Genomic DNA, 13,865 nt, shown 5'->3' with positions numbered 1-13,865 from the left:
GTAAATAGGGAACTCTTTCTCAGTAACTTTGCATAGATACCCTGTCGTAGCAGGGTATGACAAAAATAGTGATCGCTTACAACCTGTGTATAGAGGAGCGGCTAGCATAGACAAAAAAACGCTAGGCGCACAATCTTTGATTTTGCATGCTAGGAGCAGCCTTGGCTGCGTGCTAGGAACGAAGTGTGCTAGGAGCTGACTTGTCAGCGTGCTAGTAGCTTAAAGTGAAAGCCGTTCGCCCTCCGAGTCCTGAAACCTGAAACCTGAGACCTAAAAATTTCAAAATACTTCAGAATTTCACAAATCTGAAGTATTTTTGAAATTTTTCCTATCCCCTTTCTTAAAAACTTGTTAAGTTACTAAAAGCGTTAGTTTATTCCATATTGGAAAACTGCGAAAAATTAAAAACTTAAGTTCCGCTTTTCCCCCAGATTGCGTGAAAAATAATAAGAACAAGCACCATATGTCTGAGATATTGTACGAGCACCCTTTAAATGAAAGGGTTCGTAACTATTTAAAACTTGAGCAACTCTTTGAGCAAATCCAAAGCTCACTTGGCGACAGTTTTGTGCATAGCTATCCTTTGTTTTTCAATGCATTTTTTTCCATTCTCGATATTCTTGACCGTCATGATATTCGTGGTGATTTGATCAAAGATTTGGAAAAACTCGAGCGCAATCTTACCAACTGGGGAAAATCACCTGAAGTGGACGGTAATGCGTTGCAATCTGTGCTTGAAAAAGCAAAATCCTTGTCGACCATTTTCCGCTCTAAAAGCCCATTATGGGCAGCGTTAAAGAAAGATAAGTTCCTGGATGGGTTGCGGAAACGTTTCACCCTACAAAGCGCCTATTCTGGTTTTGACCTACCGGCGTTAACCTTCTGGTTTAATCAACCACCGATTATAGTTCGCGAAGACATTAATCGCTGGCTCGTAGAAGTTAACAGCCTCGAAAGAGCTTTGACCCTGGTATTAAAGTTTATCCGCCAGAAAGCAGAGTTTGAAAATATTGAATCCAACAACAGCTTTTACCAGGATAGCGGTGAGGGCTTACTTATGCTGCGCGTCAAGTTAAACAAGGGTGTTGATTACTTCCCAAGCGTCAGTGGCAACCATTTTCGTTACTCGATTCGCTTTATGGAACTTTGCGAACAAAAAGGTCAACAGTATATCAATGATAAAGTGTCCTTTAAGCTAGCCAAGTGCTGATTACCTTATTCATCTGCTTAACGCTTAACCTTCAATTAAAATTCCGATAGACTCTGACTATTTCCCGTTGGAGGCTTAATATGCCAACCGTTGTTGACTGCCCTACTTGCAAAGCCAAGGTAGAGTGGAAACTTGAAAACCAATATCGCCCATTTTGCTCTAAGCGCTGCCAGTTGATTGATTTAGGTGACTGGGCCGAAGAAAACCACAAAATTTCCCAACCGATGCAAAGTAACGAGCCGTTAAGCGAAGAAATGCTCGACGCTCTGGAAGAAGAGTTTTTGCAGCATAATAAATTTTTTGTGGAGCCAGAATGAGCTTAAATCAAAAGTTACCGCTTTTGATTTTGCTATAAGAGGTATGCTGCGCTGGTGGATAATATGCTCTCGCTGTCGCATATTTGAGGTAAGCTGCGCTGGTGGAAGGTGGATCACCAAAAAACGTTACTTGCGGCTTACAGCTTGTAGCTTTCAGCTTTTCGCTTTTTTCCGTCTATAACGACGAAAAAAAGCGAATGATTCTGTTTAAACCATTCGCTTTCGTTGTTGCTGTGACATATTTTTTATCCTGTTGTCCTGATGTTACTCCGCTAACCCTGGTGAGTTAAACATGGGTTAAACGGTCCCGTGCTAGTTATTACTATGTTGACGGGGTTAAGGACTCACCTGAGACTTTAGGTATGCCACGTTCAAACGGGTTAAATTACCCATCACGATTTCATCCTGGCTAAATTCCAATGCCCGGTTTAAATCGCTGTATGCTCCCAGAGTATCGCTCATAAAATACCGAACAATCGCCCGGTTACTATACGCCATGGCAGACAGGTAGCGTAACGTTTCACTGTCCTTTTCAATACCTGCCAACGCTTGAATCGCATCGCTACAGGCGCTGTCCGCCGCTGCATAATCTTTGGTTTTAATATTCAGGGCACATAATCCCATGGCTTTTTCGTACTGGGTTGCAGCATCCATGGTCGCTGATGCTAACTCACTTGCACCTTCAACCAGCTCGCCGGACATTATTGCATCACTGCCAGGGGCATTTTTCACTACCGCTACTTTGAATGGCTTTTCCAGTTTCGCCAGTTCCACATTTTCATTAGCTCGAGCCCCATGCGAGCAGGCCAAAATACAGAAAAGCAAAGATCTGTAAAAATAGGTTGTTTTAGTCGACATGATGTTTCTCCTCGGTTTGGTTTTCATCATCAAAGTTACCTTGTGGCAACACTGACAATTTAGTGAATCCCTGGCCCGACTGACAAACGAAAAATGTTGTAGATATGACGTGAATTTATTTCACGCCATAAAGCGAACTTTGCGCTTTATGGCTGGTTTTTAAGAAGGCATCTAGCATGAGGCGAAAATCGCCTCGCCTAGCACATGAACCGTAGGTTCATTCCTAGCATGCGACAACAAGCGTCGCGCCTGTTAGACAACATTAGCTTCTAGCACGAGGCAAAAAACGCCACTCCTGGCATGCGACTACATCAGTCGCGCCTAGAACGCTAATATTTACTAGACCTGAATGCTTCGTGAATATGCAACGTGCAAAAAGTCAATCTAAGTACAGAGTTAGTTTGACTAAATCCGTTATATAGGCTCGTTGACGACCTTCTTTTCTCGGTTGCCAGAATCCAGTACCTAAATTATTCAATTATTTTGCAGAGATACCCTGTCGTGGCAGGGTATGACAAAACTGGAGAGCGTTTACAACGCGAGTTTGGATACTGACAAGCGTCAGACAACAGCAGCCAGGCGCAAAATTTTCAATTTTGCATACCAGGAGCAGGTTAGGCTGTGTGCTAGGAGTGAAACGTGCTAGGAACGCAGTGTGCTATTCGCTCGCCAATTAAGCGAGCGAATATCAGGCACAATCTGCAAACGCCGCTTTTACCCAATTGGCAAAGGTTTCCAGCTCTGCTGAGTTTTCGATATTCTCATGTTGCAGTAAATAGTACCTGTCATTCGTTGCCAATTCCTGTTCAAACAAACGTACCAGGTGTTGTTCCTGGAACCAGCTCTGGCTGATTGGCATGGGCACCAGAGCAATACCCATTCCCTGCTGCGCCGCACGAGCCAGACCAAACATACTATCAAACTGAATGATCTGCTTTGGATCGAAATCATGAACACCCACATGTTCCGCCCACTGATGCCATGACCAGGGCCTTGACTGATGCAGGATAAGGGGCACTTTTTTGAGTGCTTCAAAGCCATCCTGAGCATACTTGCGATATAAGCGCTTACTACACGCTGGTACATAACGCAGAGGGAATAACTCAGTAACGATACTGCCATTGGGTTTGCCATTTGCCAAAACTACGCTTAAGTCGCCACGAACCGGGGTTGCTCCAGCTTTTGCCGTTTCCAGTTGCAGGTTGATGTCCGGGTTTAAATCGGTCCATTCACTTAACCTGGGCACGAACATTTCACTGGCAAAAAATTCCGGTAGGCTGACACTAATGGTTTTGTTTTGCTGGTTATTGGTAAAGTCGGAAATTGTCGTTTCTAAGTCGGTAATAATCGGCTGTACCGCCTTATAAAATTGTTTACCTGCATTGGTCAACTCAATTGCACGGGTCTGACGTTTAAATAAATCTGTGCCCAGTTGGTCTTCCAACTGCTTAATTTGATGACTCACTGCGGATGGGGTGAGGAAAAGTTGCCCGGCAGCATGCTTGAAACTCAGGCATTTAGCGGCAATGCAGAAAGATCGTAATCCACGAATCGGTGTTTGAACGGCCATAATAATAAATCAGTGTTATTGGTATCCAGCGGTATTGAATTATTTATAAAGCAATTCTCACGCCAAGTTAAAAACACGCTACAGCCCTGAATTTTCGTAATAAAAACAGATAGCAACGCACCAACAACTAACAACCGCACCAAAGAGGTGCAAGGCAAGCTTCGCTGATGGTACACGGCCTATGTTTAGCGCTATAACCAACATCGAAGCTGGAACTACTGTGTTTTTTCAGCAAAGATACCCTGTCGTGGCAGGGTATGACGAAACTACTAGGTTTATTGGGTGTCGAAGGGTGACGAAACTACTAGGTTTATCGGGTGTCGAAGGGTGACGAAAGTTGTCTAAGGGTGACATCCAAAAGCCCTAAAAACCTAAAGCCTTAAAGCATTGTCATCCCGGTGTCGACCGGGATCTCGCTCTTTAGTTTTTGCCAGGCGAAAAATCCATGATTTTGCATGCTAGGAACGCAGTGTGCCAGGAGCTGATTTGTCAGCGTGCTCGGAACAACGTGTGCTAGAAGCAGCGTGCTCGTAGCTTAAAACAAAGGCCGTTCGCCCTCCGAAACCTGAAACCTGAAACCTGAAACCCTCGATTTCATCGTCTTTATTCTTCCATTCGCTCGCATCGGCCTATTTCCATCATCGGCTCCGGGCTAGTGCTATCGGCCTTATAATGAATTGGGCGCGGCGAATTGTAAGCAACATAGCCTTTATCGCTGACAAACAAAAATCGTTTACTGTCTTTGTGAAACTCCAACTTACCTATGCCTTTACAATGCATCCGGGCGTCGAGATTAAAATCTCTGCAAAAACCTAAAAATGAATCGTCTGTCACCCGAACCCATTCATACGGATATTCCTCGATATTGGAACCTCTGGAATTTGGCTGAATTTTATAGGCCTCAATCACTTCATGCGTAGCGTTTGATGACCAACTTTTAGTTTCTTGTTGATATTGAAAACCAGCACTATGTTCCACCTGGCAAAGATAACTATTATTAGCCGCCGAAGCAGTAGCCACAAACAGAGTTAAAGCGGGAAACATCACCTTAATTATTGTTTTTTTCATCTACTTTTTTTCTTCTTTTCTTCTTATTGGTAACCATTACAATCTTCTCAGAACAAAATAACAACACAAGTTTTTCTTTGTATTTTCAATGTAATTGCGATTCACTAAGGTCGATTCTTTTGCCAATACCAAGTAAAATTGGGTTAACTATTCGGTCAATTTGGAAGTTACGTGAAGCCCGATTCATTTACCCAGAAACGTCACTTTATCGTCGCCCTCGGAAAATCGCTACACAAGTTCGGTGCTACGGCCTACCGCCTCGAAAGTCACTTGAAAAGTGTATCCAACTTTCTTGAAATTCCCGCCTCTTTCGTTATCACCCCGACTGCCCTGACGTTTGTCCTTTACAATATCGAAGATCAGCAAGAATACAATTATGTAGTGCGGGTTAACCCAGGGGATATTGATTTAGGCGCCCTCTCCCGAGCTAACGATTTGGTTGAAGAACTCGCGTCTGGACAAAGAACACTGGCCGAAGCCATTGAACGGCTCGAAGATATTGCCCAGCGCCCTTCTCCTTATCATGGGTTTCTTATTTTTCTTGCTTATGGTGCCTCTCCGGGCGCTTTCGCGCTACTTATGCATACCACCTGGCACGATGTTTTCTGGTCAACCATATTAGGCTTTCTGGTTTATTTCCTGGTGCTCTGGTCAGAACGCTCAAAGGGCGTTGCCAACGCACTGGAGCCCATCACGGCGATCATCATCGCCCTTGCGGCCAGTGCGATAAGCCAATACGATCCATCGATAAATACAACGCTGGTGATTTTGTCATCCATTATTATTTTTATTCCTGGTTTGTCACTAACCACAGGTCTTGCGGAACTGTCGGAAAAAGATTTGATATCAGGAACGGCGAAAATCATGCATGCGGTGATGATCCTGTTTAAGCTCTATTTCGGTGGTGTACTGGGAATGGCAATCGCCAACCTGATATGGGGCCGGGCAGAATTTGTGGCCAGCACTCCGGTTCCCGACTGGACCGTATGGCTGGCGGTATTTATTCTCTCGTTATCACTCGTGGTCATATTCCGTGCCCGCCCTCGCCATGCGCTGTGGGGCATTTTAGCCGGTTTCATTGCTTTCAGCGCCAGCCGCTGGGCTGGCATGTATGTGGGCGTGGCACTCGGTGCCTTTGCTGGAGCCTTTGCGATTGGCGTCTATTCCAACCTGTTCGCCCGCTTTGCCAAAGCCCCAGCCACCATAGTAATGCTGCAGGGCCTTGTCGTTCTGGTACCCGGTTCGAAAGTGTATATCGGCTTAAACTCTTTAGTGACAGGCACAGAAATTGTTAAAATCAATCAAATTGGCTCTGAAACCTTTTTGATTTTTATGTCGATAGTCGCAGGATTAATCTTTGCTAATGTCGCGGTACGGCCTAAGTCTTCCCTGTAAAAGGTTAAAACAACCATGTGCATCTTGTTTATCGCCATCAACCAACATCCCGATCACCCACTGATCGTGTGCGCCAATCGCGATGAGTTTTATCGACGGCCGACGCAAGCCATGCACCACTGGCCAATACAACACCATGACGCGTCTTCTGGTAAATGGCAAATTACCGCAGGCAAAGATAGTCAGGCAGGTGGAACCTGGCTCGGCGTGGCGTATGATCCGGACAATATTGCCAATGGCCTGCGCTTTAGCGCCCTGACGAATATTCGCGATGGCAATGCAACTGATCATCCCCAGCAACAGCGGATGCGCTCACGCGGTGAGTTGGTAAGCACCGCACTATCAAAAGATAGCGATATTGATCTCGATTGGTTGCTAGTGAACGGTTACGAATACAATCCATTTAATCTGATTTACCAGCGCAATGACATCAGCGATCCGGCGCTGTTTTGTTACAACTCACGAACCCAGCAACAACAAAGACTCGGCGAAGGTTTTCATGCCATCTGCAACGGCAATCTTAACGATAAATGGCCGAAAATGGCCAAAGGCGAGAAAGCCCTTGAGACGATAGTAACTAAGCATGAACCCCTACAAATAGATGCCTTACTGGAGATAATGCAGGATCAAAGTACCGCCCCGGATGCACTTTTACCGGATACCGGCGTCGGTATCGACTGGGAAAGGCGGTTATCCAGTATTTTTATTCAATCAGAACACTACGGTACTCGCTCGACCACGCTATTTTTCACCCATAAGCAAGGTGGCGCCAGCCTGTTTGAGTTAACCTACGATAATAACGGCAACCGACAGTCGATGGCAGAATTTCAATTACAGGATAAACATTACTCATGAGTAATCAGGAAAATATTTGCATCATAACCGGTGGGTCATCCGGTATCGGCGCCGCCATTGTCAAATGCTTTGAACAAAATGGCTATCGGGTATTTAACCTGGATTTAAAACCCGGCGAAAATGGTGAATATGTGCAATGCGATGTCAGTGACTTTAATGCCACACAAAAGGCCATCGAAAACATTATTAAACAATCCGGTCGAGTCGATGTACTGATCTCAAACGCTGGGCGTCATTTGTCTGCCAATATTGAAAACACCAGTGAAAAAGTCTTTGATGACCTCATTGATCTTAATGTAAAAGGTGCCTTTGCCGCGACGCAGGCTGTGCTGCCGATGATGAAACAGCAAAACTCGGGGGTAATTTTATACATCGCTTCCGACCAGGCACTGATTGCCAAAAGCAATTCATTTGCTTATTGCCTAAGCAAGCATGCCCTGGCTGCCATGGCAAAAACCACGGCGTTAGATTATGCTCAGTTTAATATCCGCGCCAATGCCATTTGCCCTGGCACCATCGAAACGCCCTTGTATCACCGGGCGATCGATGCGTATTGCAAGCGTTCGGGAGCCGACAAGCAAGAGGTACATCGGGAGGAAGAAGCCCTGCAACCAATCGGACGGCTTGGACAACCCGATGAAGTGGCAGAATACGCGTTATTTCTGGCTGGCGACAAGGCAAGCTTTATTACCGGTGCGCTGCAGGTCATCGACGGTGGTTACACCACAGGGTAAATGGGAGTTACCATGGCTGATTCGATCAACATCATCGATCCCCATCTACATTTTTTTGATTATCAAAATGGTCATTATCATTGGCTAAAACCCGATCACCCTCCCTTTTGGCATAATAAAAAAATACTCCAGAAAAACTTTAACGAGACGCATTTACCCACCAACCCAGCTATCCAGTTACAAGGCTTAGTGCATATCGAAGCCGGATTCGACAATCTTAATCCGGAAAAAGAGCTGGATTTCCTCAACAACCGGACATTACCCACTTATCGTTCCATTGCCTGTGCGGATTTAACCAAAGACGATTTTCGCGAATCTCTCAAGCGCCTGAAACACTACAGCCATTTTATCGGTGTTCGGCATATTATTGATGAACATGGTGAGTGGTTACTCAATGACCCAACGTTTGAGAAAAACCTGGCGCTACTGGCGGAAAACCAACTCATTTTTGAAGCACAGCTCGATTGCTGTGATTTAGATAGTGCGATACGTCTGGCAACGCTTGCCAGTAAGTATCCTGATTTGCAGATATGTATCAACCATGCGGGCATTCTCAGGGATTACAGCGAATGGCCCGCGTTGCCCGAATATGCCATGTGGCGAGCGGCCATGCATTACTTTTCTGATCAGGATAACATTGCCGTGAAAATTTCCGGCATGGAAATGCAAAACCTACGCTGGAACTGGCAACAGGCAAAGTGGCTGGTTCATAAACTAAAAAACTTGTACGGCCTCGATAAGTTAATGCTGGCCAGTAACTTTCCAATTAATTTGCTCAGCATTCCATACGACGACCTCTGGCTTGGTTATTCTGAAGAGTTAGACCTGAGCGACGAGGCGTTCCAGGTACTGGCTCATGATAATGCCAAAAGGATTTACAGACTTTAGGTCAGCGACCTAAAGTCTTTGTTTATGGTGGGAGAGTGCGTCGCCGAGGACGATGTCGGTGAGGATTTCATCGGTGAGGACGTTGTCGTAACAGCACTCATTGCTTAAGTATTTTCTGCAACCATGTCGTCTGTGGCGATAACCGACACTAGTTTCCTTCGACGCAGTCCTCACAGAAAATTGCTCCCTGCATTTTCTGCATACATGCCGTCCGTGGCAATAACCGACGTTAGTCTCCCTCCTAAAACTTATTTAACCTCCATATTCGGAGACCGGTAAACCACCTCGTCATTAAGCTCGATGCCTAAACCTGGCTCATCACTGACCTGGAAATAGCCATTCACTGGCTGCAAATCCTGAACGCATAGTTCCCTGTTCCAGTCTTTAATCGCATAGGTGTGGTGCTCATGAATCAGGAAATTAGGTAGTGCGGTTTCCAGGTGCAAGGCAGCAGCGGTCGCCACCGGCCCACCGCATACATGGGCCTGAATTCGAACATCGAAGGTGTCGGCATAATCACACACTTTTTTCGTTTCAGTAAATCCTCCACACAAACCAACATCCGGCTGTAGCACATCGATTGACTGGTCCTGCATGTAAGGTTTGATGCCCCACCGGTTATACAAGCGCTCACCGCCGGCAATCGGTACATTGACCTTATCAGCGACTTTCTTATGTAAATCCGAATTTAGGTAATTCACCGGCTCTTCGTAATACATACAACGGAACTCTTCGACCATATCGCCCAACTGTATCGCTGTCGTTGCGCCTAACAGGCTATGGCATTCGAAAATAATATCGCCATCATCGCCCATGACATCGCGAATTGCTGCCAACCGGGCCCGGAATAACTTCAGCTCCGGATTGGTGAACAACTTAGTCCGGTCAAAGTGAGTGACGCCATGCATGTCATACATAATGGGATCGACTTTGACTGCATCGTAACCTTCTTTTAAGGCTTTTTCCGTCGCCCTGGCATAATCAGCAGGATCGTTTAAGCGATTCACTTGTGTATCCCAGTCAAATTGCAGCTGACTGGCATAGGTACGCAGTTTTTCATTAACTTTGCCGCCCAATAGTTGATATACAGGCACATTCAAAGCCTTGCCCTTAATATCCCACAGAGCGGTATCGATGGCACTCATCGCCGCATAAATCACCGGACCGCCGCCGAGCCCCCAGAAACTTTCCCTTAGCATCCGCGACCATAACAGTTCAGTTTGAAAGGGGTTGAAGCCAATCAGCATAGCTTCGGCTATCTCTTTGATCATATGAGCTGCAGCGCTGTGACCCAAATCATAGGCCAGTCCCGCTTCACCAACGCCACTGATGCCAGCATCGGTATGAATTCGCACAAAGACCGGATTCCAGACCTCTCGCTTAGGGCAATGAATATCAAAAATCTCAACTCGGGTAATTTTCATGGTGATTCCTTCCTGCAATTCCTGAACCTGTTATTTAATGAAATCCGGGTTTATTTTATAAGCCTTGCGCAACATTGCTGGCCAGGCTTTTTGACCCCCGGTTGTACCGCTATGAACGATATTCGCCTGGGCATAAATATTATCGATGATGGGCTGTCCAACACTTATGGATTCCACACCACTGCCCTGTATGGCCAGTTGAATTTCACAGGCACGATTTAAATCATACATGCGCATAAAGGCATCGCCGATGGTGTTTCCTACCGTAAGCGCACCATGGTTTCGGAGCAGCATATGATGGTGATTACCGAGATTGTCCTGCAAACGCTTCTTCTCTGCCGGGTTTACCGCCAACCCCTCATATTCATGGTAGGCCATTGAAGCGATTGAAAACATCGAATACTGACTTAACGGCAACAAGCCGTTTGGCTGGCTGGCGACCGCTATGGTCGGAACGGTGTGAAGATGCAAAACGCACCCCGCATCATGGCGCACCTGATGAATGGCGCTGTGTATGGTAAAACCTGCCGGATTTATCTGAAATGGACCACCATCAAGTATATTGCCGTCAATATCGATTTTTACCAGGTTCGAGGCGCAAACTTCATCAAACGTAATACCAAAAGCGTTGATCAGAAAGTGTTCGGTTTCGGGGATGCGGGCGGAAATATGGGTATATATCAGGTCGTCCCAGCCAAAGTAGGCAACCAGCTGGTAACAGGCGGCAAGATCAATCCGCGTCTGCCACTCGATATCGCTGACCTGATCTTTTAAATTTCGTATCGGTAAATCAAACACCATCAATCCTTATATTATTCTCTGGCTTAAGTATATCTGCTTTAATGTCGATATCGCTGTCTGGTAATTAATCACTGGTCAGAGTAAACTAGCTGTCAGCAATTGTCATACTATGGATAGCAGCTATTGAAAAACGCAGTACTTTTTCTTGTTTCACTGATTCTAATCGTCCTCAGCTCCGCCTCTAATGCCAAAGAATACACGTTAACCCCGGATAATGGCCGATTAATTGGCAGTATTACTTACCATACTGTTGAAAAAGGTGATTATTTTCAAAAGATTGCCGAACAATATGATATTGGATTTCTGGCCTTGATGGAATCAAATCCTGGCGTTGATCCGACTCGACTAAAACCCGGTATGGTGCTGACTATTCCGAGTCAGATGATCCTGCCATACGCAAAACGCGAAGGGATTGTGGTCAATTTATCGGAATTACGTTTGTATTATTTCCCAGAGGAAAGTAATAAGGTGCATGTGTTTCCGGTCGGTATTGGTAAAATCGGAGACTCCACCCCTACGCTGATTTCACACATCAGCGAAAAGCGACACAAGCCAGACTGGTATCCGACCGATGATAAGCGCGAGGAATATCAGCAGCAACACGGTACGCCGATGCCGAAAGTGATACCAGCAGGTCCGGAAAACCCGCTTGGTGATCATGCGCTACGCCTTGGCCAAAGCGTTTATCTGATCCACGGCACTAACCAACGCTTTGGCATTGGCATGCGGGTAAGTTCTGGTTGTATTCGTATGTACCCGAAAGATATTGAATGGTTATTTAACGAAATAGATATCGGCACCAAAGTGACCATCATCGACCAGCCGATAAAAATGACTTACCAAGAGCCGAATACCCGCCTGATTGAGGTGCATTCGCCTTTGTCCCTGGAAAATCACCAACAGCCAAGCCTGCTGCCATTTTCTGATGGGGTGAAGAATTTTCTTGGCAACGACCCCGATCTACTGGGGCTGTTAGAAGAGTATGTGAAATCTCCGAAAGGCATCCCGATGCAGATATCGCCCGGTAGTTATGCCAATGAGCAGGACAACAGCCAAGTTAGTGAAGCCGGAAGCCTGTAATCAACACACTAAGCTTCATATTAAAGCTACTTACAGCTTATTGCTTGAAGCTTATAGCCATCCAGGCACAAAAAAAACGGGCGTTGCCCGTTTTTCTGTGCCTGGATGAATCGCTTATTTCTTGTAAGATTCAACCACGTTATCAACGCGTTCATTCGCTTCTGCGGCCATTTCTTTTGCCGCCATCGCGTCAGCAGTAGCCTGTTGTTGTTGCACTTTAAGATCCGCAACTTCGCTACTAAGGCTATCCACCTGAGCGGACAGATTATCGACCTTCATATTAAGATCGGCAACATTTTTTTCTAACATTTCGTTACTTGAACAGCCTGCAAGACCGAGAGCAAATACCATCCCCGCAAGTGTCATCATCTTGTTTTTCATCTAGCTACTCCAAAATTTACCGCTAACAATTACAATCACTTAACCACCCAACCTGGTCGAAAAGCAATCAATATCTTCTGGCAATATAGCACAATAATTAAAAAACGCTTTGTTTTTTTTGAAGAAATTCGCCACAACAACCATAGTTAAATTTCAATATGGGAGAGTAAGGGATGGGAACAATAAATATCATTCAGGGTGACATAACCACCGCTAAAGTCGATGCCATCGTCAATGCGGCAAACCCACGCATGCTTGGCGGTGGTGGTGTTGACGCGGCAATCCACCGCGCCGCTGGCCCGGAATTATTATCTGTGTGCAAGAAAGTGCCAGCGATAAACGGTATCCGCTGTCCTTTTGGCGAGGCCAGGATCACCAGCGCCGGTAATCTTGCCGCCAAGTACGTCATACACACCGCAGGCCCGATATACCAAAGCGACAAAACGCCACAACAAACTCTGGCAGCAAGTTACCAAAACGCCTTAACCCTGGCGTTAGACCACCATTGCAAGTCCATCGCCTTTCCGGCAATTTCCTGTGGTATATACGGCTACCCGATTGAGGAAGCGGCCGAAATTGCTATCGACGTTTGTCAACGGCCTGACTATTCCGGGTTGAATATTCAGTTTTACCTGTTTAACGACGCGATTATGGCGATCTGGAACAGAGAATTAATTTCAAGGGGTCAGAGTTGTTGATATTCAACAACTCTGACCCCTTGAAATATGGTTGCTTTGAGTCTTAGATTATTGGTAACCCCAAATCTTCTTTTATCTTATCAATCACCACATAGGTATGGGTCTGGCTGACTCCGGGTAACTCGACAATTTTACCGAGCACATCACGATAATCACGCATGCCGGTGACCCTAAGTTTTAACAGGTAATCGAAACCGCCGGCAACCATATGGCATTCGGCGACCTCTTTTAATTTGACCACTTCGCCACGAAAATGATTAAAGACATCAGCGGTGGTTTTATCTAACGTCAGCTGTATAAAGGCAGACATGGGTATATTGAGCTTTTCAGCATTTAATATGGCTGCATAGCGCTTCACATAACCTTCACTTTCAAGCCGTTTTACCCGGTCCAGGCAAGGGCTGGGGCTTAAATTCACTTTTTTTGCCAATTCAACGTTTGAAATTCGACCATCCTTTTGCAAAGTGTCTAAAATAGTAAGATCGATGCGGTCCAATGAACGTGGTTTGCTACTCATGACGCCACCCTTAGTAAACAATACAATATTTGGCACTTTTTAAACTTAGCCGAATATTACACTGAAATT

The 13,865-nt window shown here is 45.6% G+C and carries 15 protein-coding genes; 8 read left to right on the top strand and 7 right to left on the bottom strand.

Translation table 11 applies throughout. The features are described 5' to 3' along the window. Positions 1-463 precede the first annotated feature (463 nt). The gene (locus E8M12_RS02045) at positions 464-1,210 is read left to right on the top strand and encodes a cell division protein ZapD (RefSeq protein ID WP_136734414.1); all 747 of its coding nucleotides are present in this window, start codon (positions 464-466) and stop codon (positions 1,208-1,210) included. Positions 1,211-1,290: 80 nt separating this feature from the next. Continuing rightward, positions 1,291-1,527, top strand: a complete 237-nt coding sequence (yacG, locus tag E8M12_RS02040) for a DNA gyrase inhibitor YacG (RefSeq protein ID WP_136734413.1) — start codon at positions 1,291-1,293, stop codon at positions 1,525-1,527. A 336-nt stretch (positions 1,528-1,863) separates the two neighbouring features. Here the strand turns inward: yacG and E8M12_RS02035 are convergent, their stop codons facing one another. From E8M12_RS02035 to E8M12_RS02025, 3 genes are all read right to left on the bottom strand, one after another. Further along, positions 1,864-2,385, bottom strand: a complete 522-nt coding sequence (locus tag E8M12_RS02035; RefSeq protein WP_136734412.1) for a hypothetical protein — start codon at positions 2,383-2,385, stop codon at positions 1,864-1,866. A gap of 688 nt (positions 2,386-3,073) precedes the next feature. Then, complete coding sequence (locus E8M12_RS02030; RefSeq protein WP_136734411.1) at positions 3,074-3,955, bottom strand: LysR substrate-binding domain-containing protein; 882 nt, start codon at positions 3,953-3,955, stop codon at positions 3,074-3,076. Between the two features lie 603 nt (positions 3,956-4,558). Further along, positions 4,559-5,023, bottom strand: a complete 465-nt coding sequence (locus tag E8M12_RS02025) for a hypothetical protein (RefSeq protein ID WP_136734410.1) — start codon at positions 5,021-5,023, stop codon at positions 4,559-4,561. A 171-nt stretch (positions 5,024-5,194) separates the two neighbouring features. Here E8M12_RS02025 and E8M12_RS02020 point away from each other — a divergent pair, with 171 nt between their 5' ends. From E8M12_RS02020 to E8M12_RS02005, 4 genes are read left to right on the top strand one after another with little or no spacing between them, the layout of a single operon-like run. Then, positions 5,195-6,418 carry a threonine/serine exporter family protein gene (locus E8M12_RS02020; RefSeq protein WP_136734409.1) on the top strand — a complete coding sequence of 408 codons (1,224 nt, stop codon included), beginning with the start codon at positions 5,195-5,197 and terminating at the stop codon, positions 6,416-6,418. 15 nt (positions 6,419-6,433) lie between these two features. Beyond that, positions 6,434-7,273: an NRDE family protein gene (locus tag E8M12_RS02015; protein ID WP_136734408.1), complete on the top strand. Its 840-nt coding sequence runs from the start codon at positions 6,434-6,436 to the stop codon at positions 7,271-7,273. Next, the gene (locus tag E8M12_RS02010) at positions 7,270-8,007 is read left to right on the top strand and encodes an SDR family NAD(P)-dependent oxidoreductase (RefSeq protein WP_136734407.1); all 738 of its coding nucleotides are present in this window, start codon (positions 7,270-7,272) and stop codon (positions 8,005-8,007) included. The genes E8M12_RS02015 and E8M12_RS02010 overlap by 4 nt, the downstream gene beginning before the upstream one ends. Positions 8,008-8,019: 12 nt before the next feature. Next, positions 8,020-8,895: an amidohydrolase family protein gene (locus tag E8M12_RS02005; protein ID WP_169303012.1), complete on the top strand. Its 876-nt coding sequence runs from the start codon at positions 8,020-8,022 to the stop codon at positions 8,893-8,895. A 248-nt stretch (positions 8,896-9,143) separates the two neighbouring features. Here E8M12_RS02005 and E8M12_RS02000 read toward each other — a convergent pair whose 3' ends face one another. Both E8M12_RS02000 and E8M12_RS01995 read right to left on the bottom strand, forming a co-directional pair. After that, positions 9,144-10,319 (bottom strand): mandelate racemase/muconate lactonizing enzyme family protein, encoded by a 1,176-nt coding sequence (locus E8M12_RS02000; protein WP_136734405.1) that lies wholly within the window; start codon positions 10,317-10,319, stop codon positions 9,144-9,146. A gap of 30 nt (positions 10,320-10,349) precedes the next feature. Then, positions 10,350-11,117 (bottom strand): class II aldolase/adducin family protein, encoded by a 768-nt coding sequence (locus tag E8M12_RS01995; protein WP_136734557.1) that lies wholly within the window; start codon positions 11,115-11,117, stop codon positions 10,350-10,352. A gap of 126 nt (positions 11,118-11,243) precedes the next feature. Here E8M12_RS01995 and E8M12_RS01990 point away from each other — a divergent pair, with 126 nt between their 5' ends. Further along, on the top strand, positions 11,244-12,200 hold the full coding sequence (locus tag E8M12_RS01990; protein ID WP_136734404.1) for a L,D-transpeptidase family protein: 957 nt from the start codon (positions 11,244-11,246) through the stop codon (positions 12,198-12,200). 114 nt (positions 12,201-12,314) lie between these two features. On the opposite strand, the gene E8M12_RS01985 is transcribed toward E8M12_RS01990, so the two are convergent. Beyond that, positions 12,315-12,581: an Lpp/OprI family alanine-zipper lipoprotein gene (locus E8M12_RS01985; RefSeq protein WP_136734403.1), complete on the bottom strand. Its 267-nt coding sequence runs from the start codon at positions 12,579-12,581 to the stop codon at positions 12,315-12,317. Positions 12,582-12,754: 173 nt separating this feature from the next. Between E8M12_RS01985 and E8M12_RS01980 the strand changes: the two genes are divergently transcribed. Beyond that, positions 12,755-13,279 carry a macro domain-containing protein gene (locus tag E8M12_RS01980; protein ID WP_136734402.1) on the top strand — a complete coding sequence of 175 codons (525 nt, stop codon included), beginning with the start codon at positions 12,755-12,757 and terminating at the stop codon, positions 13,277-13,279. 43 nt (positions 13,280-13,322) lie between these two features. On the opposite strand, the gene E8M12_RS01975 is transcribed toward E8M12_RS01980, so the two are convergent. After that, a complete protein-coding gene (locus tag E8M12_RS01975; RefSeq protein WP_136734401.1) occupies positions 13,323-13,796 on the bottom strand; it encodes an Lrp/AsnC ligand binding domain-containing protein in 474 nt (157 codons plus the stop codon). Positions 13,797-13,865 lie beyond the last annotated feature (69 nt).

The sequence above is a fragment of the Thalassotalea mangrovi genome, assembly GCF_005116735.1.
GTDB lineage: Bacteria > Pseudomonadota > Gammaproteobacteria > Enterobacterales > Alteromonadaceae > Thalassotalea_A > Thalassotalea_A mangrovi.
This window is presented reverse-complemented; position numbering and strand designations above follow the sequence as displayed.